Source organism: uncultured Imperialibacter sp. (assembly GCF_963974565.1).
In the GTDB taxonomy this organism is placed as follows: Bacteria; Bacteroidota; Bacteroidia; order Cytophagales; family Cyclobacteriaceae; genus Imperialibacter; species Imperialibacter roseus.
Genome location: NZ_CAXBCJ010000016.1, coordinates 48,241 through 66,476, shown reverse-complemented (window position 1 = coordinate 66,476; position 18,236 = coordinate 48,241). Strand labels below are relative to the sequence as shown.

Below are 18,236 nucleotides of genomic sequence, written 5' to 3'. Positions count from 1 at the left end.
CTAAAATTCCGTCAATTCGATATCCTTATAGCTCACTTTCACCTTTCCGCCTCCGTGCACCTGCAAGCCGATAAGGCCGGTTTGTGGAATAGCGTCGTCCGCTTCTGTATAATCTACGGTTTGAACGCCATTCAGAAAGATTTGGATTCGTTTCCCCTCGGCAATAATCTGGTAGTCGTTCCAGTCGTTGGGTTTGAAAAGCTGCACCCCTGCCAGGGAATCGATGCCCGCCAGCACTTTGTCTCTTCTGGACTCGTCGTACAGCGAACCAAAGTAGCCATTGCCGATATCGGCCTGGTAGCCGATCATTTCGTAAGCGGGTTCGGTGGCACGGACGCTCCTGAACTGCACACCGGCGTTGGTGAAGCCACCTCCGGTTTCGAGTTTGTATTTAAGGGTGAGTTTAAAGTCGCCGTACGGCTGAAGTGTGCAGAGGAATTCGTTGTGAGGCACTGTTTCGGTGAGGGATCCGCCTACGATGGCCCCGTTTTCTACACGCCAGGTATTGGCATCACCTTCCCAGCCGGTGAGGGTGCTGCCGTCGAAGAGGGTGGTTGGAGAAGGGGAGGAGCAGGAAAGCATCATTCCCAGGAAAAAAGTGAATAGTAAGTTGGCTTTGTTTTGAGTCATACAATTTTTGCTTTAAGGCCTTATTCTCCCGCTTGCTTAATGATAGAGTCAAGCAGCTTTTCACTAAACCTGAAGTTTGTTCTTCTAACCTTTTCTAGAATGGGGACAACACTAGCAATAATACCTTCTTGCTTGGCCCTTAAAATGAGGCCAAAAGTACCAGCGTATTTTAATTGTAGTCTTTGAGCAACTTGCCTTCCTTTTAAATCATCGATGACCAGAACAGTATTTTCAAGATCCAATGACAAAGCAATTGCACTAGCCTCGCCGGGATCAAGCTCCATCTCCAAAATTTCTTGATAGTGGATGTCTTTCGGGTTTTTGACTTCTATCCAGTCTGGCAGTGGCATACCAAACTCGTCTTTTATTATTTGTGTGATGAAGATTTTGGATCCGAGTCTTTTCAATAGCTCTACTTCACCAATTTTATGCAAAAGGATAAGGCAGCTGGTATCCGAAATGATAACATCAGAACTGAGCGGCATCCTTGAGGATATCTTCAGGCGGGTAATTAATCAGAGAAACATCATAGTCAGCCAGTATCTCAGAAAAAGCCACCTTCGATAGCCCAGCCACCTCAGCTGCCTGCCCAAGCGATAATTTGCCTGATTCATACATCTTCGCTGCAAGGAATCTTTTCGTTTCCTTTTCGTCGAGGGTAACTCCGTCAGGAATAGTGATGGTGAATTGCTTCATGTATCAAATTTAATGAATATAATTTGACTAGTCACTAATGATTAGGCACCGCCCTTTTGGCTATTTATTTCGCCACCACTTTAAGCCACCGAAGAAACCAGCTTTCCCCCCACATAAAGCAGTATTTTCTCAACCAACATCAAGTTCAGTACATGCTGCTTGATTTCCTCTTTGTTTATTATGGGCTTATTGTGCTGTAGGGCGAGCCCTATAGCCGGAAAGGCCGCTACATGGATATTTGGCCCAACAACTGATACGTCGAGCGATGTCATCAACGATTTTGACTCAACCATCACATTCATGATCGAATCGTCAAGAAACTGTTCCACCAACTTGTTCTCGTTGGGTACCACATAAAACAGATCGTGGAACTTCTTTTGTGTTTCGTTTTGGCTCAGCACTTTCTCGCTCGAAAATAGCTCATCAAGTTTTTTGGAGAGGGTCGCACCGAGTAGGCCGTCTACAGCGCTGTCTATCAAGACGCTGCCTGCCACCTTCTCTTTAGACCCGATCACTACTGGTTGGGGAAAGCAAGATTGCTTCAGCTCCAGTGTGCCCACGGGCCCGTGGAATTGAATAACGCCCTTGTTGCTGTTTGACTGCGACCGGGAAGTGGTGCCCGCTCCGGTGACTTTGATTTCGGCGATTGTTATTGGCCGTTCGTTGGCAGTGCCCTCCAGCTGCAACTCAGTTTCCACCTTCATGTACCGCCGGTCTCTCAGTAGATATGTTTCTTCGAAAAAGTCGGGCGACATAGGTTCAGTCCTCGCATGGAACCCACGGGCTTTACCAAATGCCTCGTAAATACCCGCTTTGAGCAGTAGTTGAAGTTTTTTGAATTTATGATGGCGACGATAGCTGATGTAGATAGGGTAGCTTATGGCAAAGAGACCTGTGAAAGGTATGACAGCGATGAAAACTTTAGGCAGCGCCGGAAAAGAGACTAGCAAGACAATGGTACTCACACATAAAATACCGAGCGCAGCCATCGCCCTTCTGTAGACTCGATAATTGTAGCGCTGGATGATTTCCAGGCGTTGCTCCTCCAGGTAGGCCAGGTTAGCCGCTACTTTGTCGGCGATAGATTCGACTTGCGATGTGAGGCTATCCATTGTCGCAGGGCGTTTCTTTTACAATGGGGTAATTGTCGGGGTGAATGGCGTAAGTGTTGCCATCGAACTCTATCGTTTCATGGTCAGGATAATAAACGAATTCCACCTTTGGAATAGCTTCATTGTCTGTTGAAATAGTATAGGTGTTATCTACAGCTGAAATCGTTTTTATCCGATAGTCAAAAGCATCCTGGTACCAGACAGTTCTCATTACCCAGCCGTTGTCGTCGTTGTCAAAGGTCAGCCGGGGCACACCGCCGCCGCATATCAGAAACCTTACAAGCTGCCCATCTTTTTCGGTAAGCATTGCGATTTCCAGGCCCTGGAGATCAGCTAACAAATCAAGTGGATTTTCCGCACCCGGGTCAATTTCCATTACCTCCCCTGAGCCTTCCAATTCCTCTTCCGGTGTCATTCGGTCAGCCAGAAAGATGAAGTCGATGCCGCCCTCAGTGTCGCCTAACCACTGATAAACCCTGGTTGACTCCACGTTTCCCCAGTTATTGCACCGGGCATCGGCTAAAATATTTGTTGTGGTTACGACTACCTGGGGCACGGTGCCATCGCCGCCGCCTTCCACCGCATAAGTTGTGACGGTGCCAATACAGTCACCTGGATACTGTCGCTCTCCACCGTCTTCTTCTGAGCAACTGGCCACGCATTTTGTTACCAGCTGAGGTTCTGCTGCCCAAATCAAAGTGACCGAGTCGGTTCTTACCCAGAAAGCCGTCTCTTTCATCTTTTCACCGTTTCGGCTGTACTCATAGGTGGATAGAAAATCGTTTTTGCCTTCTCCGGAAACATCTTCGATTTCTTTTACTGTACCAGGAATTAGTTTGACGGTATTGGCTGTTGACACCAGCTGAGATTGCACCTGGCGGAATTGATCAGGCATGACAAACTTTCCCACTATCTCAGCGCCGAGTAAAACCGTGTAGTAGCTGACGGAGTCTTGCAGGCTTTCCTTTAAGTCATAGAAAGTAAGCCCGTCAGTCAGGATTGAATCGGTTTTGGAGATGGAGTGATCAGGAGCAGAGAAGCTGCTTTTTCGGAGTGAGATGAATTCGTCAACAATAGCATAGCTTGTTTTTTCGCTCGTTTGGCCACTGTTGCAGGCAGTAATCCCCATGCCAGCAAGGCCAAGGAAAAGCAGATAAAATGATTTTTTCATATGAATGGAACGGTTCAGTTGAGTTGTGGTCGGTGCTATTGTGTAGTGTTGCCTACATAGCGTTTTGTGTCAATGACAGCATTGGATTGCCTTGCTAAAACAAAATAAATTGCCAGGCCGAATGGGCTGGCTGTTATAAAAAAATAAAGGCTAATCTGCTTGCGGCAGTACGGGAAACTAAGGGAAATCTAGTCGAAAGAATTTAATGTTACAATAGACTGTAAAACAAACTTTACTGCTGATTGGCTACCGTGGTTTTTCGTCAGGTTACTCCTCCGGCACCTCAATCTCTTCTCCCCAGATGTACTTACCAAACCACTGCCAGTTGTGCCAGACAGCTGCCAGCCTTTCCTTAGGCTTGGTAATGCCATGGCCAAAGCCCTTGTAAACAACGAGTTTGGTAGTCACGCCTACGTCTTGCAAACCCTGATACAATTCGTAGGCGTTGGGAATTGGCACCCGCTTGTCGAACTCGCCATGCTGGATCAGCGTAGGCGTTTTGGCGTTGTTGATATGGGTCATGGGCGATGTCTTCAGGTAAATGCCCATGTCGGCCCAGGGTGTGGCTTTGAGGTACTGCCGGGTGAACGGGTGTATGTCGGTATTGACATAATAAGTCACCCAGTTGGAAATACCGGCGCCCACGGAAATGGCTTTGAATTTATCAGAGTTGGTGGTGAGAAAGGCAGAGATGTAGCCACCCTGGCTCCAGCCCATGCAGCCTATCTTGTTGCTGTCGACGATGCCCTTTTTCTCCAGCGACTCCACACCTGACAACACATCCCAGGCATCACCCACGCCCAGGTTCTCTACATTCAGCGAACGGAAAGCCTCGCCGTAACCTGCGGAGCCCCGGTAGTTGGGCTGTAAAATCAGAGCACCTTTGTTGACCCACTGGTTGAGGGGATAAACATAACTGGCAACTGGTGACGGAGTGGAGATGCCCGTTGGCCCGCCATGGATGATGACCAGCAACGGATATTTCTTTTTAGGGTCGTAATCCTTTGGCTTGCTGAGGATGCCTTCAATGGTAGCACCATCCTTGCTTTTCCAGCTGACTACTTCGCTGTCGGCAGTGGCCCAGTCAGAAAGCTGCCCGGTAAAGTTGGTGAGCTTCTTTTGCGCCACAGCCTTGATGGGGCTTGTGTAGATCTCTGTCAGGGAATTGTCTTCAGCACCCGAGAAAGCGACTACCTCGCCGTCGCCAGTGAACGACATGCCGTAAATTCTCGCTGGAGAAGTAAAGATGGGCTTGAACTTTCCGTTGTCGGGGTCAACAAAGAAAATGCGGCGCACCGTTTTTTGGTAGGCAATGCCAAATATCCCCTGCGGGTTCCACACGAGGGAACCCAGGTTTTCATCGAACGATTTTGCTAACTGCGTGTTTGCGGACCCATCCAGTTTTATTCTAAACAGCTGTTCATTTTTGTAGAAATTAGAAGTGGTGTCACTTAGGAAGCTGCTGTAAAGAATCCACTGCCCATCGGGCGACCAGGCCTCAAGCCCATCGGAGCTTTTGTTTTTAACAAGCGGCGTTACCTTTTTTGTGGCCACATCCAGTATCGAAATATCGGACTTAATAAACGAAGTAATGAAAGGATCTGGCTGATGGTTGAAAGCGATTTTCGTTCCGTCAGGCGACCATAGAAAGTTGGTTACCGTGTAGTTCACACTGTCCAGTAAAATTTTGGTAGTCTCGTCTTTTTTCGTCGTGTCCTTTTTGTCTTTTGGAAGCTCTTGCTTAAACAATTTCTCAGGATCAAACGTCGTCAGCCACAGCCTGTTTAGTTTGTATTCGGCATCTTCCACTTCAAAGCCGCCAAACTTTTCCTTTCTTGCCTTCTCAGCTTTCTCTTTGTCTTCGGCTTGTGTGAAGGCAATTTGTTTACCATCGGGCGCCCATTCAAAATTCGAAATGCTTCCTTTTGTGTCAGTCAGTTGCACCGACTCGCCGCCCTCCAGCCGGATGACCTGAATCTGTGTTTTGCCAGTTTTGTCTGACAGAAAGGCAATCCATTGCCCATCGGGCGACCACTTGGGGCTCGTACTGCTGCTTTTCGTGTTATTGGTAAGCTGAAACGGCGTGCCACCGTTTTTTGATAACCAAATTTCCGTATCAAACCTGTTTTCTTCCCAGTCGGTGGAATTAACCGTGAAGGCTACGTTTTTTCCGTCAGGAGATATGTGCGGGCTGCCTGCAGATTGCAGCGAGAGCACTTCTTCAAATGAAGGATTTTTCAACGACTGGCTGTGTAAAGCGAGCCCAGAAGTCACAAGAAGGGAAAGCAGAAAATACTTTTTCATAGGTGATGAGCTTAGAATAAGAATAAGAGGGGTGTTGGGGTCGGAAGCTAATATAGAGCTAAGAGCAGATAAATCACCAAAGTTTTATTTTCAAAAGCAATTCTTGAAGAGTAGATTGGTCAGATTTTTCTTTAAGAACATTATACATGCACGTCCCAATCACTCAAATACAGGAGATCAGTCAATTTCTTCAAAGCAAAACGGCTGTCCGGCCCGAAACGGGGATTATTCTCGGCACTGGTCTCCACAGCCTTGTGGATGAAGTGACGATAGCTGATGTGATTGATTACAAGGATATTCCCCACTTTCCGGTATCAACGGTTGAGTTTCACAAAGGCAAGCTCATTTTCGGGCATATTGGCCAGGTACCTGTGGTGGTGATGCAGGGCCGGTTCCATTTCTATGAGGGCTATAGCATGCAGCAGGTGACCCTGCCGGTGAGGGTGATGAAGCTGCTGGGCATTAAGCGCCTCTTTGTGTCGAATGCCTCTGGCGGGTTGAACCCCGACTTCCAAAACAGCGACATGATGATGGTGACTGACCATATTAACCTGTTCACAGAAAACCCCCTGCGAGGTAAAAACCTGGATACCCTGGGCGACCGCTTCCCCGATATGAGCGAGGCTTATGACAGGGGCATGATGAAGCTGGCGAGACAGATTGCGAAAGAGGAAGGCATCGATTTGAAAGAGGGGGTGTACGCAGGGGTTGAAGGTCCTAACCTGGAAACGCCGGCAGAGTATAAGTATCTCAGGATCATAGGCGCCGACGCAGTGGGCATGTCCACCGTGCCTGAGGTGATTGTGGCCCGACACATGGAAATTCCGGTGTTTGCCCTTTCCATCATCACCGACATGGGTGTGCCAGGCCTTATCAAAAAGGTAAACCTTCAGGAAATAGTAGATGCTGCTCAAAAAGCAGAGCCATTGTTGAAGAAGATGGTGAGCAGGATGGTGGAGTCAACGGGTGACTAAACCTGCAGCAAAAACATCATCGCAATAAAATGCGTAATGGTGCCTCCCAGCACAAACAAATGCCAGATGGCGTGGGCATACATCATTTTCTTTTGCACAAAAAAGATGGTGCCCAGCGTATAACTCACGCCGCCGCCAAGAATCAGTGACAAAACAGTGGCGTCGAGCGAGGCAAAAAGGGGCTTAATAAGGAAAACGCCCATCCATCCCATGCCTAAATAGAATATGAGAGAGGCTTTGGGGAAACGGTACTGGTAGTACACCTTGAAAATGATGCCCAGCACGGCCAGCAGCCAGATGATTCCGAAAAACACCCATCCGAGTGCTCCGCTTACTCCCAAAAGCAAGAAGGGTGTGTAGGTGCCGGCAATGAGAATATAGATGCTGATGTGGTCGAATGTGCGGAGTAGTCTTTTCACCTGCTCGTGCTGAAAGGCATGATAGAGCGTTGAAAAGGTATAAAGCAAGAGAAACGAGCCTGCAAAAATGCTGCTGCTCACCACGTGAATGGCTGAGCCATTTAAAACCGAGAAAGTGACTAACAAGGAGATGGCCACCACACTGAAGAGGATGCCGATGCCGTGGGTGAGGCTATTGGCTATTTCCTCTTTGAGGGTTTGTGGTCGATGTGCTGAAGCTTCCATAGTTTACTAATAGTTTATGACCAGGAAAAGTGCCCCAATGTAGTCATTAAAGAGGTTGCTTCATGTAGAAAGAACAGAGCAACCTCTTTAATCATAAGAGAGAAGCTTTCCGCTACCGTCGATGCTTACCTTAATTGCTTTTGGCTCATTGAAATAGATAAGATTTCCATAGCCGCTGATGTTGCCTCTTAATGTATCGATAGGGAATACTCTCATGTCATTGAGGCCTTCGTGCTCTACCACCACCACTTTTGCCCTAAGTCGGCTGCAATCCACCAACGACACCTGCTGGTTGACAAACAGGTCGGCGTAGTCGCTGGTGCCACTAATTTTTACGTTGGACTTGCCGTAGTTTCTCAGCACAAACCCACCCGTTTTTATGGTGAGGTCTATCTCTGTATAGCTGAGATGAATGGCCAGCCAGAGCCGGTCGAGGCGGATGGAGTCTTTGCTATACATCGGGCTGGTGCTTCGGTGAACAATGAAGTTCAGGTCAGGCGAAGAGATTGTCAGCTTTGGACTCTTGTAGTGGCTGTTCCAAAGGCAGGCGGTGGTATTTTCCACCCGATAGCCCTGGTCAATTTCTGTAAACGTCACATTGGGTAGCAACTCTTCATAGGTAGTAAGCACTACCTGTTGAAAGGCCCCGCTCACCAGCTCTACTTCAATGTCATCCATGATTTCCAGGCTGGTGAACTTCTTCAATTCTATTTCCTCTACCACCTCCCGGCCGTATTTTTCAAAGCACCGGTCAACAAACCCATCCTGACAGGCTGACCCAGTTAGCCCACCGAGCATTGCCAATGATATATGCAAGATGTGTCTGCTACTAAAACGCATAGGCACCTCCCCAAATTACTGCGTAAGACCCCTGAAAGTTCCTGACAATCAGGTGACTGGCTACTGAGAACTTGCCGTTGATATGGAATTTCAGGCCTGCCTTCTGGTACCAGTCGGGGTCGGCGGTTTGCTTCACCACATGGTAGCCAAGCCCTGCCTGCAAACCCATTCGCCCAAATAGCCACTCTTGTTGAGCGAGGATGCCTACTCTGTGATGAAGGCCGTTCCCACTCACGATGCCCGTGCTCACCTCATACTTAGTCGCCCAATCATAAAAGTAGTCGACGCCTATGCCAAGATAGACTTTTTCAAAAAACAGCCTTTCTCTCAGAACCCCGAGGTAAACCAGCGCATACTTTTTTGCCAGAAGCCACTCCGGTTGCCTCAGCCCCCCACCAAACTGGAGAAGCCAATGGCTTTTTCTTGCCAGCTGCAGGCCAGGTTTAGGCGCTTCAAACACCTTTTCTTTTTGCGAAAAAATGTAGCCAGCTCCAACGGCCATTTGTGCACTATTGAGCCCCAGGTTCGGAACCCTAATGCCACCATTCGAAATGTGCATAAAGGATAATTCCGCCCGGCTGTACCATCTCTGGCCCCAGTGTCTTTTGAACCCAACACCAAAATTGATTTTGTAGCTAAGCGGAGCGCCAATGGCAAAGTTGAGGTTACTTTCTTTTATGCTGAAATGAGAGCCGGAGTAGAGCAGCCCTACACCCGTGTTGGCGTAAATGGTCGATTCTTCCCACTGAACGACAGGTATGTCAAGGAAGGCCTGCAGACCGACGGCCTTCCCCAGGTTTTTGTTGTGGAAGTCGAGGTAAGTCAACTTTGCATGGAAGGAAAAAGTTTTGCGGGTGTTGGCCCAATTGTACAAAGGGATTGGTGTTTTTTGATAGCCGACACTAAAACCGCTGAGGGCGGTGTTAGTCAGGTGGGGAATTTTTTCATTGAAAAAGAAGGAGCCATACTCACCAGTCAATTCAATACTTTGTGATGCTTCGATGGAACTAATGCTTTGTCCGAAAACATTTGATAGTAGATTGAAAATAAAGATTATTGCAAGCGTGTAGCGCATCGAACAAGTGAAAGACTCAAAAGTATGATTTTGAAAGGTAAAACAGCAATTGTAACAGGAGCGAGCAAGGGAATAGGGCTTGCCATTGTAGAGGAACTATTAGAGAAGGGAGTGAAGGTAGCTGGCTGGAGCAGAACAGACCCGGGAATTTCAGACAACGATTTTCAGTTTATTAGCGCCGATGTGCAGTCGGTGGAGTCGATCGAAGCTGCCTACAAGACCACAATAGCTAAATTTGGCAACACTATCGACTTTCTGATCAACAATGCAGGACTTGGCATTCCTTCGGCTTTTGAGGACACCAAGCCCGAAGACTGGCAGACAATGTTTCGCACCAATGTCGACAGCATCTTCTACATATCCAGGCTGCTGGTGCCGCAAATGAAGCAAAACGACTTCGGGCATATCATTAACATTTCCTCTATTGCGGGACTCAATGGTGTGAAAGGCTACGCAGCCTACAGCGCCACCAAGCATGCGGTAACCGGACTCACACACTCCATGATGATGGAGCTCCGGGACTTTGGCATCAAAGTCACTGGTGTGTATCCGGGCTCTACCAATACCCATTTCTTCGAAGGCAGACATACCTCTACGCCACCTGAAAACATGATGCGGCCGGAAGATATTGCCAAGTCGGTAGTCGAGTTATTGGACACCCACCCAAATTACTTGCCAGGCGATATTGAATTAAGACCCCTAAGACCACAAGGAAAGCCTAAAAAATAATATTTTTGGGGTTGCATTCAGGATATGTCGCTAGAGGTACAAAATGTAAGTAAGGTTTTCGGCGCTCAGAGAGCGGTTGATCATCTTTCTTTTTCGGCTAAGAAAGGAGAAATTCTCGGGTTTTTAGGCCCCAATGGTGCGGGTAAGTCCACTACCATGAAAATGGCCACCACCTATTTTGTTCCCACCGAAGGAACGATTTCCGTGGCTGGTTACGACGTCGAAACCCAATCGGCTGAAGTGCGCAACCACGTGGGCTACCTGCCCGAACACAACCCGCTCTACCTCGACATGTACGTGCATGAGTACCTTGCTTTCATTGGCCATGTGCACAAAATCAAAGGCAATGCCCTTTCCAGCAGGGTAAAGGAGATGATTGACCTGTGCGGCCTGGGAGTAGAGCAAAACAAGCTGATCGGCCAGCTGTCGAAAGGTTACCGCCAGCGGGTGGGCTTAGCTCAGGCACTGATCCACAATCCACCGGTACTTATCCTCGATGAACCGACCACCGGCCTCGATCCAAACCAAATCCTGGAAATCCGCCATGTAATCAAAGAGATAGGTAAAGAAAAGACCGTGGTGTTTTCTACCCACATCATGCAGGAGGTGACTGCTATCTGCGAAAGGGTCATCATCATCAATAAGGGGAAGAAAGTGGCCGACAGCACCGTGAAAGAGCTGGGTAAGCAGGCCAAAGGCCAAACCTATGTGGTACTGGAGTTTTCGGAAGAAATGAGCAGCTTTGCCGGGTTGGATAAAATGAAGGAAGTAGTCAATATAGAGACCATCGACGCCAGGAAGATCCGGCTTACAATCGATGCTGACAAGGACATTCGACCGTCGCTGCTCAAGCTGGCGGGTGAAAATAGCTGGCCGTTGTTGGGCATCCAGCAAGAGGAGAACTCTCTGGAAAATATATTTAAGGAACTCACACAAGAAACAGTTTCTTAGCCTATGTGGACAGTTTTCAGTAAAGAAGTCAATAGCTTCCTCAATTCACTTATTGCCTACGTGGTGATAGCGGTGTTCCTTACCGGCATTGGCCTGCTCATGTGGGTGTTTCCTGAAACGAGCGTACTTGACTATGGGTACGCCGATATGGAGACTCTATTCAGCCTTGGGCCTTATGTGCTGATGTTTTTGATACCTGCGATCACGATGCGGCTTTTTGCTGAAGAGAAAAAAGGTGGAACACTTGAACTGCTGCTGACCCGGCCGCTGTCTGAAGTGCAGATTATCGGGGGCAAATACCTGGCAGGCCTCTTTCTTGTCGTCTTTACTTTGCTGCCCACTGCTCTTTACTATTTCTCTATTTCATCGTTGGGTAATCCTCCGGGCAACCTCGACACCGCTGGCATCCTAGGCTCCTATGTCGGGTTGGTTTTGTTGGGGGCCGCTTTCACGTCGATTGGTCTAATGGCATCGTCGTTATCAGAAAACCAAATCATTGCTTTTATACTGGCTGTATTCCTCTGCTTTTTCCTTTTCACGGGCTTCAACTCTATCGCTGCCATCAACGTGTGGGGCAGCTACTCATTGTTCCTTGAACAGCTGGGCATGCTTACACATTACAACTCGCTGAGCAAGGGGCTGCTCGATTCCAGGGACATTGTCTATTTTCTGAGTGTAATTTTCATATTCCTGCTGATAACCAGACTTAAACTCAACCAAAGGATATGAACTGGAAAAGCAGACAGGTGACCCGATGGTTGATATTGCTCAATGGCCTTTTTCTGGTCGTTTGGGTAAACATGCTGGCGGATACCTGGCCACTCCGCATTGACCTTACCGAGGAAGGAAGATATTCTATCTCTGAGCCAACTAAAGAATTGTTGCGTAACCTCGACGAGGTGGTGTATGTGGAAGTGTACCTCGAAGGAGAGCTGCCTTCCAACCTGAAAAGGCTTCAGAAATCGATCAGGGAGACGCTGGAAGAGTTCAGCGTGTATGGTGGCAAAAACCTTGAGTTTACTTTCAAGAATCCCGTAGCAGGAGGCTCTCGCCAGGCACAGGAAAAAATGATGATGGAGCTGAGCGCTAAAGGTATTCAACCTACAGACCTGAGCTACACCAAAGACGGCAATACTGTCCGCCGTCGGTTGTATCCTGGGGCGTTGATTTCCTACGGAGGCAGGGAAGCTGGCGTGATGCTGCTCAAGGGTAACAAAGGCGATGGCAACGAGGAGCTGCTCAACCAGTCGATAGAGGGAGCGGAATATAACCTTGCCTATGCCATCAAACAGTTGGTGAACAACGATAGAAAGAGGGTAGGGGTAGTTGTTGACCATTACGCCATTGACACACTGGCGCTGGCTGGTTTTCAGTCGTTGCTGATGGAAAAGTATGAGGTGAGTGCCATTCAGCTGGCCAGGCAGGTGCAGCCGTTGGCTGGGTTTGACGCTATCGTGGTCGCAAAGCCCTCGGTGGAATTTAGTGAAAACGAAAAATACCTTCTCGATCAGTACGTCATGAGTGGGGGCAAGCTGCTGTTTTTCATTGATGCGCTTAGCGTCGACATGGCAGGGGCAGAGGGCGCAGGCACCATCGCCTTCCCCATTGAACACAACCTCACTGACCTGCTTTTCAACTACGGGGCACGTATCAACCAGAACTTTGTGCAAGACTTAAGCTGCGGAGAATTCCTGGTCATCGATGGCATGGTGGGCGACCAACCTCAGGTGAAATTGATCCCCTGGCCGTTTTTCCCGGAGGTCAATCGGTTTTCAGATCACCCTGTGGTCAAAAACCTTGATGCAGTCATTTTCCGATTCACCTCTACCATCGACACAGTAAAAGCCGACGGCATCGTAAAGACGCCTTTGATGTTCACCTCGGAAAGATCCAGGGTGCTGTCGTCGCCTGTCAGGGTCAACCTCAACGATATCCGGGGAGGCATCAACCCCGAGGCGTTCAACCAGGGTAGTCAGCCAGTGGCCTATTTGCTGGAAGGCCCGTTTAATTCGCTTTATAGAAACAGGACGCTTCCAAGAGGCGTAAATAAAACCGGTTTCAGGGAAAAGGGAGTGCCCTCAAAAATAGTGGTGGTGGCAGATGGCGATTTCATCCGCAATGAGCTGAATCCGGAAAACGGGCAGCCAATGGAGCTCGGTATCGACCCTATTTCACAAAAAGTGTATGCCAATAAGGACTTCATTGTCAATGCCCTTGAGTACCTTATGGACGACGATGGGTTGATTTTAGCCAGAAACCGGGAGGTGAAGATACGACCGCTCGATAAGCAGAAGATCGATGAAAGCCGCACATTCTGGCAGGTGTTGAATCTGGCAGGCCCTTTGGTGCTTTTGCTGCTCTTCGGCATCGCTAAAATGTTCCTAAGAAAGAGAAAATACACCAGGTTCTAAGGCCATGCATAAAAACACCACACTACTTATTTCTCTGGGCGTTTTGCTGCTGCTAATTGTCGGCACATGGTGGGCTGGCCGTCCATCCGAAACATCCATTGTGGGGTACGATTTACTGGAGCTATCCGACACAACCAAAATCTCACGCATTGAGATGATTTCCGATGAAAACAGCGTGATATTGAGCAAAGTAAATGGCAAATGGCTGGTCAACGACAAGTACAAAGTGGATCGATCCATCCGAAATTTCCTTGTGGGTGTGCTGAAACTGGTGAGGGTAAAAAGAGAAGTGGGGCCAAGTCAGCTGGCTGAAGTAAAGCAGTGGATGGCCTCAGGCAGAAAAGTAATTATCAGTGGAGGGCAGGGTATGCTCGCCGAGTTTACTGCCGCTGGCAACCCTTCGAAAACCGAATCCTACTTCACCTTGGCGGGGGAGAGCAAGGTGTATCAGGTGGAGCTGCCCGGCTATCCCAACTATGTTTCCGGCATCTTTGAATTTACCGAAAACCAGTGGCGCAACAGGCTGCTGTTTTCCAGCGACTGGCGCTCGATCCAGTCTTTAACAATCGACTATGTCGATGATCAGAAGAAAGATGTAACCATCGCCTTTGACAAGACCACCCTGAAAGTGGCCGACTTGCCGGAAGCAGACACCCTTGTGCTCGAAAACTACATTCAGCAGTACGAGTCCTTTTTTACCAATGAGTTCATCAGCAAGGGGCAAATTCCCGTTTATGACAGTCTGATGGACGCAACACCTGTGGCAACCATCAGGTTGAGGGACATTGATTCTGCGAAGAATACGGAGCTTGATGTCTACCCCGGCCCAACCGATCAGCCCTATGTGCTGCTAAAGGATGAAGCAGGAAATTACTCTGTTTGCGATGCAGGGCGGGTCCGTTCGCTACTGATTTCGCTGGATGATTTGAGGCCTGAAAAATAGGTTAGTTTGCCTCTTTCGTTGTTTAAAATTGGAATAGCATTTTATTACCCTCAAATCTAATTTTTGTTATAACTTTGCCGGGTTAACAATCTTACCTTACAATACAGAAATTCTATGAAATTCATTGTTTCGTCATCATATCTACTCAAACAACTATCAGCTATCAAAGGAGTGATTACCACTAATCCGGTAGTGCCTATCCTTGAAAACTTTCTATTTGAGATTACCGACGGAACATTGAAAGTGACGGCTTCTGACCTGCAAACTTCTATGATTACCGAAATAGAAGTGGAGGCCAAAGAAAACGGCAGCATTGCAGTGCCAGCCAAGATTTTGCTGGAAACCCTTTCTAACCTCCCTGAGCAGCCAGTAACCATTTCTGTCGACGAAGACACTTATAGCATCGAGATCAGCTCCGACAACGGGCGCTACAAGCTTTCAGGCGAAAACGCTACCGACTTCCCTAAGGTGCCTGAAGTAACCAACGGTTTTTCGGTGAACATATCTTCGGACGTGCTTGCAACAGCCATCAATAATACCTTCTTCGCCACCAGCAACGATGAGCTTCGCCCGGCCATGACTGGCGTTTACATCAAGCTTGACGAAACCAATACCACTTTTGTAGCCACAGACGGCCACCGTCTCGTACGCTACCGCCGGGTTGATGTGGCTGCCGACGTAACGAACTCAATGATCATCCCCAGAAAGGCGCTGAACCTGCTTAAAACAACACTTCCGGGAGAAAACACCAATGTAAGTGTGGAGTTCAACGTGTCAAACGCTTATTTCAAGTTTGATCATGTTAAGATGATCTGCCGCCTCATCGACGAGCGCTTTCCCGACTACGACAACGTCATTCCGGCGGAAAACAATAACATCATGACCATCGACCGCCTGGAGTTCCTCAGCTCCATGAAGCGGATTGCGATTTACGCCAACAAAACCACTCATCAGGTAAGGATTAAAATCACAGGCAGTGAACTGATGATTTCTGCTGAAGATCTTGACTTCTCGAATGAGGCCAACGAAAGACTTTCGTGTGAGCACGATGGAGAAGATATTGAAATCGGATTCAATGCCCAGTTCCTCATTCAGATGTTGAGTAACCTTGAGTCGAAAAAGATTTCGTTTAAACTTCAGGCTGCCAACAAAGCAGGCTTGCTTGTCCCGGTTGACAAAGATGAGAATGAAGACCTCCTCATGCTGGTAATGCCGGTAATGCTTAACAATTACGTGTAAGCTAAACTCGTTTTGAGCCGATCATCTTTTTTCTCGCCAGTAGCCTCTACTGAGGCTTTAGTGTGTCATTGTTTTTCATTAATTTGAGTTATTAACTCAAACACACACCCATGAAGAGATACACTTTACTGGCAATTGTCTGCATAGCCCTTGCGGCCTCGATTAGTTTTTCGTTCACCTCTGCTGACTCGTATCGAAAGCTGGATCTTTCTGGTGCGTGGAGTAGCTCAGCTTCCGTAGGTGGAAAGCCTGCAAAACACATGCTTGTGATGACCGAAGGATACTTTTCCATGGCTACCTATGCCGAAGCTGACGGTTCATTTATCACCACCCTGGGAGGTAGCTATTCTAACACTGACAACTCACTTTCAGTCACGCTGGAATTTAACAGTTCAGACCCTTCCTCTGTCGGCCAACCAACGACACTGAATTTGAAAGAGACCAAAGATGGTTTTACTGTCAGCAGTTCCGATGGGTCAATTTACTATACCTTCACTAATGTAGATAAAGGAAAGCCCGGAGCGCTGATGGGGCCCTGGCTCATGTCTGGTCGCAAAGCCGACGACGGGAGCATCGCTAACCGGGATACAAGCGGCCCACGTAAAACCATGAAAATCCTGTCAGGTACACGCTTCCAGTGGATCGCCTACAACACTTCAACTGGAGAGTTTTTTGGCACCGGCGGAGGCAATTACACCACCAAAGGAGGAAAGTACACTGAGAACATAGAGTTCTTCTCCAGAGACAACACTCGGGTAGGGGCAGCCTTGCAGTTCGATTATTCACTGAAAGAAGGAGCCTGGCACCACAGCGGTTTGAGCAGCAAAGGTGATCCTATTTACGAAGTGTGGTCTAAGAGATGATCGTTCTCCGATGCAGTTTTTGAGCATCTTATGTTGGCTGGTTTTGCCGGGCTGTTTTTTGGCCTGGCAAGACCCGTCTGATGCACCTGCCGGACCCACTGCCAATAACGAATATGTTGGTGCCTGGATGAGCGAAAGTGTTGACAAAGGGCGACCCGTCACTCAGATTTTGATCGTCAGTGACACGTACTTCACCACAGCTTCCTTTCTGACAAAAGATCATCATTTCCTTTCTACTTCCGGAGGTACTTATAAGATGGAGGGAGACAAAATGACTGTGACCATCGAATTCCACTCTCCCGATCATTATCAGGTGGGGAAACAGCACGTGTTGCACACAAAGCCCACTGAAACCGGCTACAAGCTGGTGGCCAGGGACGGTATGGTGCTGGGCGATTGGAAGCGAATTGATGCTGGAAATAAAAGCCAGTTGGCTGGCCTTTGGTACGCTGCGGCGTATAGGAATGAAGCAGGCGACACAGTCAGAACTGACTATAAAGTAAAGACCATCAAGATATTATCCGATAGCCGTTTCCAATGGATTGCCTTTGACACAATTTCCCGGAAGTTTGTGGCAACCGCTGGTGGCACTTATTCCATCACTCCGACAGGTTATGTGGAGAGCCTGGAATTCTATGCGAATGCGGACGAAAGGATCGGTAAATCGCTTGGATTCAGGTATAAGCTGGAGGGAGGTAACTGGACTCACACAGGAAAAAGCAGCCAGGGGGCGCCGCTTTATGAGCTTTGGAGTAAAAAATAGTGCGGATGAGAAGACTCGAACTTCCATGCCTTGCGGCACTAGACCCTGAACCTAGCGTGTCTACCAATTTCACCACATCCGCATCTAAGGAGCTGCAATATTAATATAACTGCACGAAAACCATGCTATGAAACTTACAGAATATCGATAACGATAAATTCAACCCGTCGGTTCTTTTGTTTGTTCTCTTCGGTTGTATTGGGTAGCAGTGGCTTTGTTTCGCCATACCCTTTAGCCGCCAGCATTTTTTCGGGCACACCCTTATCCTTCAGCACTTCCACAATAGCTTGCGCCCGGCGCCCGGAGAGCTCCATATTGTCATCATGAGTGCCTGTGTTGTCCGTATGCGCCGCAATTTGAACAACCAGATTCGGGTGCTCCCAAAGCAACTCATAAACCTCTTGTATCTCAGCAAGAGACTCTTCCAGCATTTTAGCCGAGTTGGTTTCAAAAAAGACCTCTTTTAGCTGGAGCTTCATGCCAATCTTAATCGGGCTTAGTTCCAGCGTTATTTTAACATCAGGCCCCAGGTTTTCTTTCGCCAGATTGAACTCCACTTCGTTAAAAAGATGGCTGTCGGCCTTGCTAACAATGCGATAGTCTCCGCCTGCAGCAAGGTTTAACTTAAGTGTGTCGCCAAGCTCTTTGGCGAAGAGCACCTTTTTATTCAGCATGTCGAGTACCTTAACCTTGGCAGTGATTTTTTTCTTCGTCTCGCTGTCGACCACTATCAAAGTTAATCTGAGGTTTTCAGGAGGTGTTTCTTCGGAATTGTCGGTGGACGTTTTTATTGCTTCCGGGCTAACTTTAGCCGTAGCAATTTGCGAAACGCTCAGTGTAAACATAAGGTACACGGCTACCCGAGCGAGTAGTTGGGACATTGGTTTCATG

The 18,236-nt window shown here is 48.1% G+C and carries 19 protein-coding genes and 1 tRNA gene; 9 read left to right on the top strand and 11 right to left on the bottom strand.

Going from position 1 to position 18,236, the window contains the following annotated elements:
• The 6 genes from AAC052_RS19920 to AAC052_RS19895 all read right to left on the bottom strand — a co-directional run bounded on the left by AAC052_RS19920 (position 1) and on the right by AAC052_RS19895 (position 5,913).
• Entirely contained in the window at positions 1-630 is a 630-nt protein-coding gene (locus tag AAC052_RS19920; RefSeq protein ID WP_339815195.1) for a DUF1080 domain-containing protein, read from the bottom strand.
• Positions 631-650: 20 nt separating this feature from the next.
• Entirely contained in the window at positions 651-1,115 is a 465-nt protein-coding gene (locus AAC052_RS19915; protein ID WP_339815194.1) for a DUF3368 domain-containing protein, read from the bottom strand.
• Positions 1,099-1,326 carry a UPF0175 family protein gene (locus AAC052_RS19910; RefSeq protein ID WP_339815193.1) on the bottom strand — a complete coding sequence of 76 codons (228 nt, stop codon included), beginning with the start codon at positions 1,324-1,326 and terminating at the stop codon, positions 1,099-1,101. Before AAC052_RS19910 ends, AAC052_RS19915 begins: the two co-directional genes overlap by 17 nt.
• An 80-nt stretch (positions 1,327-1,406) precedes the next feature.
• Positions 1,407-2,438: a hypothetical protein gene (locus AAC052_RS19905; RefSeq protein ID WP_339815192.1), complete on the bottom strand. Its 1,032-nt coding sequence runs from the start codon at positions 2,436-2,438 to the stop codon at positions 1,407-1,409.
• Positions 2,431-3,609 carry a hypothetical protein gene (locus tag AAC052_RS19900; protein ID WP_339815191.1) on the bottom strand — a complete coding sequence of 393 codons (1,179 nt, stop codon included), beginning with the start codon at positions 3,607-3,609 and terminating at the stop codon, positions 2,431-2,433. Before AAC052_RS19900 ends, AAC052_RS19905 begins: the two co-directional genes overlap by 8 nt.
• Positions 3,610-3,876: 267 nt before the next feature.
• Positions 3,877-5,913 carry a S9 family peptidase gene (locus AAC052_RS19895; RefSeq protein WP_317487691.1) on the bottom strand — a complete coding sequence of 679 codons (2,037 nt, stop codon included), beginning with the start codon at positions 5,911-5,913 and terminating at the stop codon, positions 3,877-3,879.
• A 146-nt stretch (positions 5,914-6,059) separates the two neighbouring features.
• On the opposite strand from AAC052_RS19895, the gene AAC052_RS19890 reads away from it, so the two are divergent.
• Positions 6,060-6,887 (top strand): purine-nucleoside phosphorylase, encoded by an 828-nt coding sequence (locus AAC052_RS19890; protein ID WP_339815190.1) that lies wholly within the window; start codon positions 6,060-6,062, stop codon positions 6,885-6,887.
• On the opposite strand, the gene AAC052_RS19885 is transcribed toward AAC052_RS19890, so the two are convergent.
• From AAC052_RS19885 to AAC052_RS19875, 3 genes are all read right to left on the bottom strand, one after another.
• Positions 6,884-7,531 carry a hemolysin III family protein gene (locus tag AAC052_RS19885; protein ID WP_317487689.1) on the bottom strand — a complete coding sequence of 216 codons (648 nt, stop codon included), beginning with the start codon at positions 7,529-7,531 and terminating at the stop codon, positions 6,884-6,886. The genes AAC052_RS19890 and AAC052_RS19885 overlap by 4 nt on opposite strands.
• 87 nt (positions 7,532-7,618) lie before the next feature.
• A complete protein-coding gene (locus tag AAC052_RS19880; protein WP_339815189.1) occupies positions 7,619-8,347 on the bottom strand; it encodes a DUF2807 domain-containing protein in 729 nt (242 codons plus the stop codon).
• A 13-nt stretch (positions 8,348-8,360) separates the two neighbouring features.
• Complete coding sequence (locus tag AAC052_RS19875; RefSeq protein ID WP_339815188.1) at positions 8,361-9,446, bottom strand: acyloxyacyl hydrolase; 1,086 nt, start codon at positions 9,444-9,446, stop codon at positions 8,361-8,363.
• 24 nt (positions 9,447-9,470) lie between these two features.
• Here AAC052_RS19875 and AAC052_RS19870 point away from each other — a divergent pair, with 24 nt between their 5' ends.
• The 8 genes from AAC052_RS19870 to AAC052_RS19835 all read left to right on the top strand — a co-directional run bounded on the left by AAC052_RS19870 (position 9,471) and on the right by AAC052_RS19835 (position 17,345).
• Positions 9,471-10,175 (top strand): SDR family NAD(P)-dependent oxidoreductase, encoded by a 705-nt coding sequence (locus tag AAC052_RS19870; protein WP_339815187.1) that lies wholly within the window; start codon positions 9,471-9,473, stop codon positions 10,173-10,175.
• Between the two features lie 24 nt (positions 10,176-10,199).
• Complete coding sequence (gene gldA, locus AAC052_RS19865) at positions 10,200-11,126, top strand: gliding motility-associated ABC transporter ATP-binding subunit GldA (protein ID WP_317487685.1); 927 nt, start codon at positions 10,200-10,202, stop codon at positions 11,124-11,126.
• A 3-nt stretch (positions 11,127-11,129) separates the two neighbouring features.
• Entirely contained in the window at positions 11,130-11,855 is a 726-nt protein-coding gene (gldF, locus tag AAC052_RS19860; RefSeq protein WP_339815186.1) for a gliding motility-associated ABC transporter permease subunit GldF, read from the top strand.
• Positions 11,852-13,537, top strand: coding sequence for a gliding motility-associated ABC transporter substrate-binding protein GldG (gene gldG / locus AAC052_RS19855; RefSeq protein WP_339815185.1), 1,686 nt, complete (start codon positions 11,852-11,854; stop codon positions 13,535-13,537). Before gldF ends, gldG begins: the two co-directional genes overlap by 4 nt.
• A gap of 4 nt (positions 13,538-13,541) precedes the next feature.
• Positions 13,542-14,480 (top strand): hypothetical protein, encoded by a 939-nt coding sequence (locus AAC052_RS19850; protein ID WP_339815184.1) that lies wholly within the window; start codon positions 13,542-13,544, stop codon positions 14,478-14,480.
• A gap of 114 nt (positions 14,481-14,594) precedes the next feature.
• Positions 14,595-15,719, top strand: coding sequence for a DNA polymerase III subunit beta (gene dnaN / locus AAC052_RS19845; RefSeq protein ID WP_317487681.1), 1,125 nt, complete (start codon positions 14,595-14,597; stop codon positions 15,717-15,719).
• A 110-nt stretch (positions 15,720-15,829) separates the two neighbouring features.
• Complete coding sequence (locus AAC052_RS19840; RefSeq protein ID WP_339815183.1) at positions 15,830-16,582, top strand: membrane or secreted protein; 753 nt, start codon at positions 15,830-15,832, stop codon at positions 16,580-16,582.
• Between the two features lie 58 nt (positions 16,583-16,640).
• On the top strand, positions 16,641-17,345 hold the full coding sequence (locus AAC052_RS19835) for a hypothetical protein (RefSeq protein ID WP_339815182.1): 705 nt from the start codon (positions 16,641-16,643) through the stop codon (positions 17,343-17,345).
• On the opposite strand, the gene AAC052_RS19830 is transcribed toward AAC052_RS19835, so the two are convergent.
• Together AAC052_RS19830 and AAC052_RS19825 are read right to left on the bottom strand one after the other, a co-directional pair.
• Positions 17,346-17,427: transfer RNA gene (locus tag AAC052_RS19830), tRNA-Leu, on the bottom strand.
• Between the two features lie 52 nt (positions 17,428-17,479).
• The gene (locus AAC052_RS19825; RefSeq protein ID WP_317487678.1) at positions 17,480-18,226 is read right to left on the bottom strand and encodes an OmpA family protein; all 747 of its coding nucleotides are present in this window, start codon (positions 18,224-18,226) and stop codon (positions 17,480-17,482) included.
• Between the last annotated feature and the right edge of the window lie 10 nt (positions 18,227-18,236).

Coding starts and splice junctions, on each gene's coding strand:
- AAC052_RS19910 (WP_339815193.1), bottom strand. CDS start 1,326: ATGAAGCAATTCACCATCACTATTCCTGACGGAGTTACCCTCGACGAA.
- AAC052_RS19900 (WP_339815191.1), bottom strand. CDS start 3,609: ATGAAAAAATCATTTTATCTGCTTTTCCTTGGCCTTGCTGGCATGGGG.
- AAC052_RS19875 (WP_339815188.1), bottom strand. CDS start 9,446: ATGCGCTACACGCTTGCAATAATCTTTATTTTCAATCTACTATCAAAT.
- AAC052_RS19870 (WP_339815187.1), top strand. CDS start 9,471: ATGATTTTGAAAGGTAAAACAGCAATTGTAACAGGAGCGAGCAAGGGA.
- gldA (WP_317487685.1), top strand. CDS start 10,200: ATGTCGCTAGAGGTACAAAATGTAAGTAAGGTTTTCGGCGCTCAGAGA.
- AAC052_RS19905 (WP_339815192.1), bottom strand. CDS start 2,438: ATGGATAGCCTCACATCGCAAGTCGAATCTATCGCCGACAAAGTAGCG.
- AAC052_RS19885 (WP_317487689.1), bottom strand. CDS start 7,531: ATGGAAGCTTCAGCACATCGACCACAAACCCTCAAAGAGGAAATAGCC.
- AAC052_RS19840 (WP_339815183.1), top strand. CDS start 15,830: ATGAAGAGATACACTTTACTGGCAATTGTCTGCATAGCCCTTGCGGCC.
- gldG (WP_339815185.1), top strand. CDS start 11,852: ATGAACTGGAAAAGCAGACAGGTGACCCGATGGTTGATATTGCTCAAT.
- gldF (WP_339815186.1), top strand. CDS start 11,130: ATGTGGACAGTTTTCAGTAAAGAAGTCAATAGCTTCCTCAATTCACTT.
- AAC052_RS19920 (WP_339815195.1), bottom strand. CDS start 630: ATGACTCAAAACAAAGCCAACTTACTATTCACTTTTTTCCTGGGAATG.
- AAC052_RS19850 (WP_339815184.1), top strand. CDS start 13,542: ATGCATAAAAACACCACACTACTTATTTCTCTGGGCGTTTTGCTGCTG.
- AAC052_RS19890 (WP_339815190.1), top strand. CDS start 6,060: ATGCACGTCCCAATCACTCAAATACAGGAGATCAGTCAATTTCTTCAA.
- AAC052_RS19915 (WP_339815194.1), bottom strand. CDS start 1,115: ATGCCGCTCAGTTCTGATGTTATCATTTCGGATACCAGCTGCCTTATC.
- dnaN (WP_317487681.1), top strand. CDS start 14,595: ATGAAATTCATTGTTTCGTCATCATATCTACTCAAACAACTATCAGCT.
- AAC052_RS19825 (WP_317487678.1), bottom strand. CDS start 18,226: ATGTCCCAACTACTCGCTCGGGTAGCCGTGTACCTTATGTTTACACTG.
- AAC052_RS19895 (WP_317487691.1), bottom strand. CDS start 5,913: ATGAAAAAGTATTTTCTGCTTTCCCTTCTTGTGACTTCTGGGCTCGCT.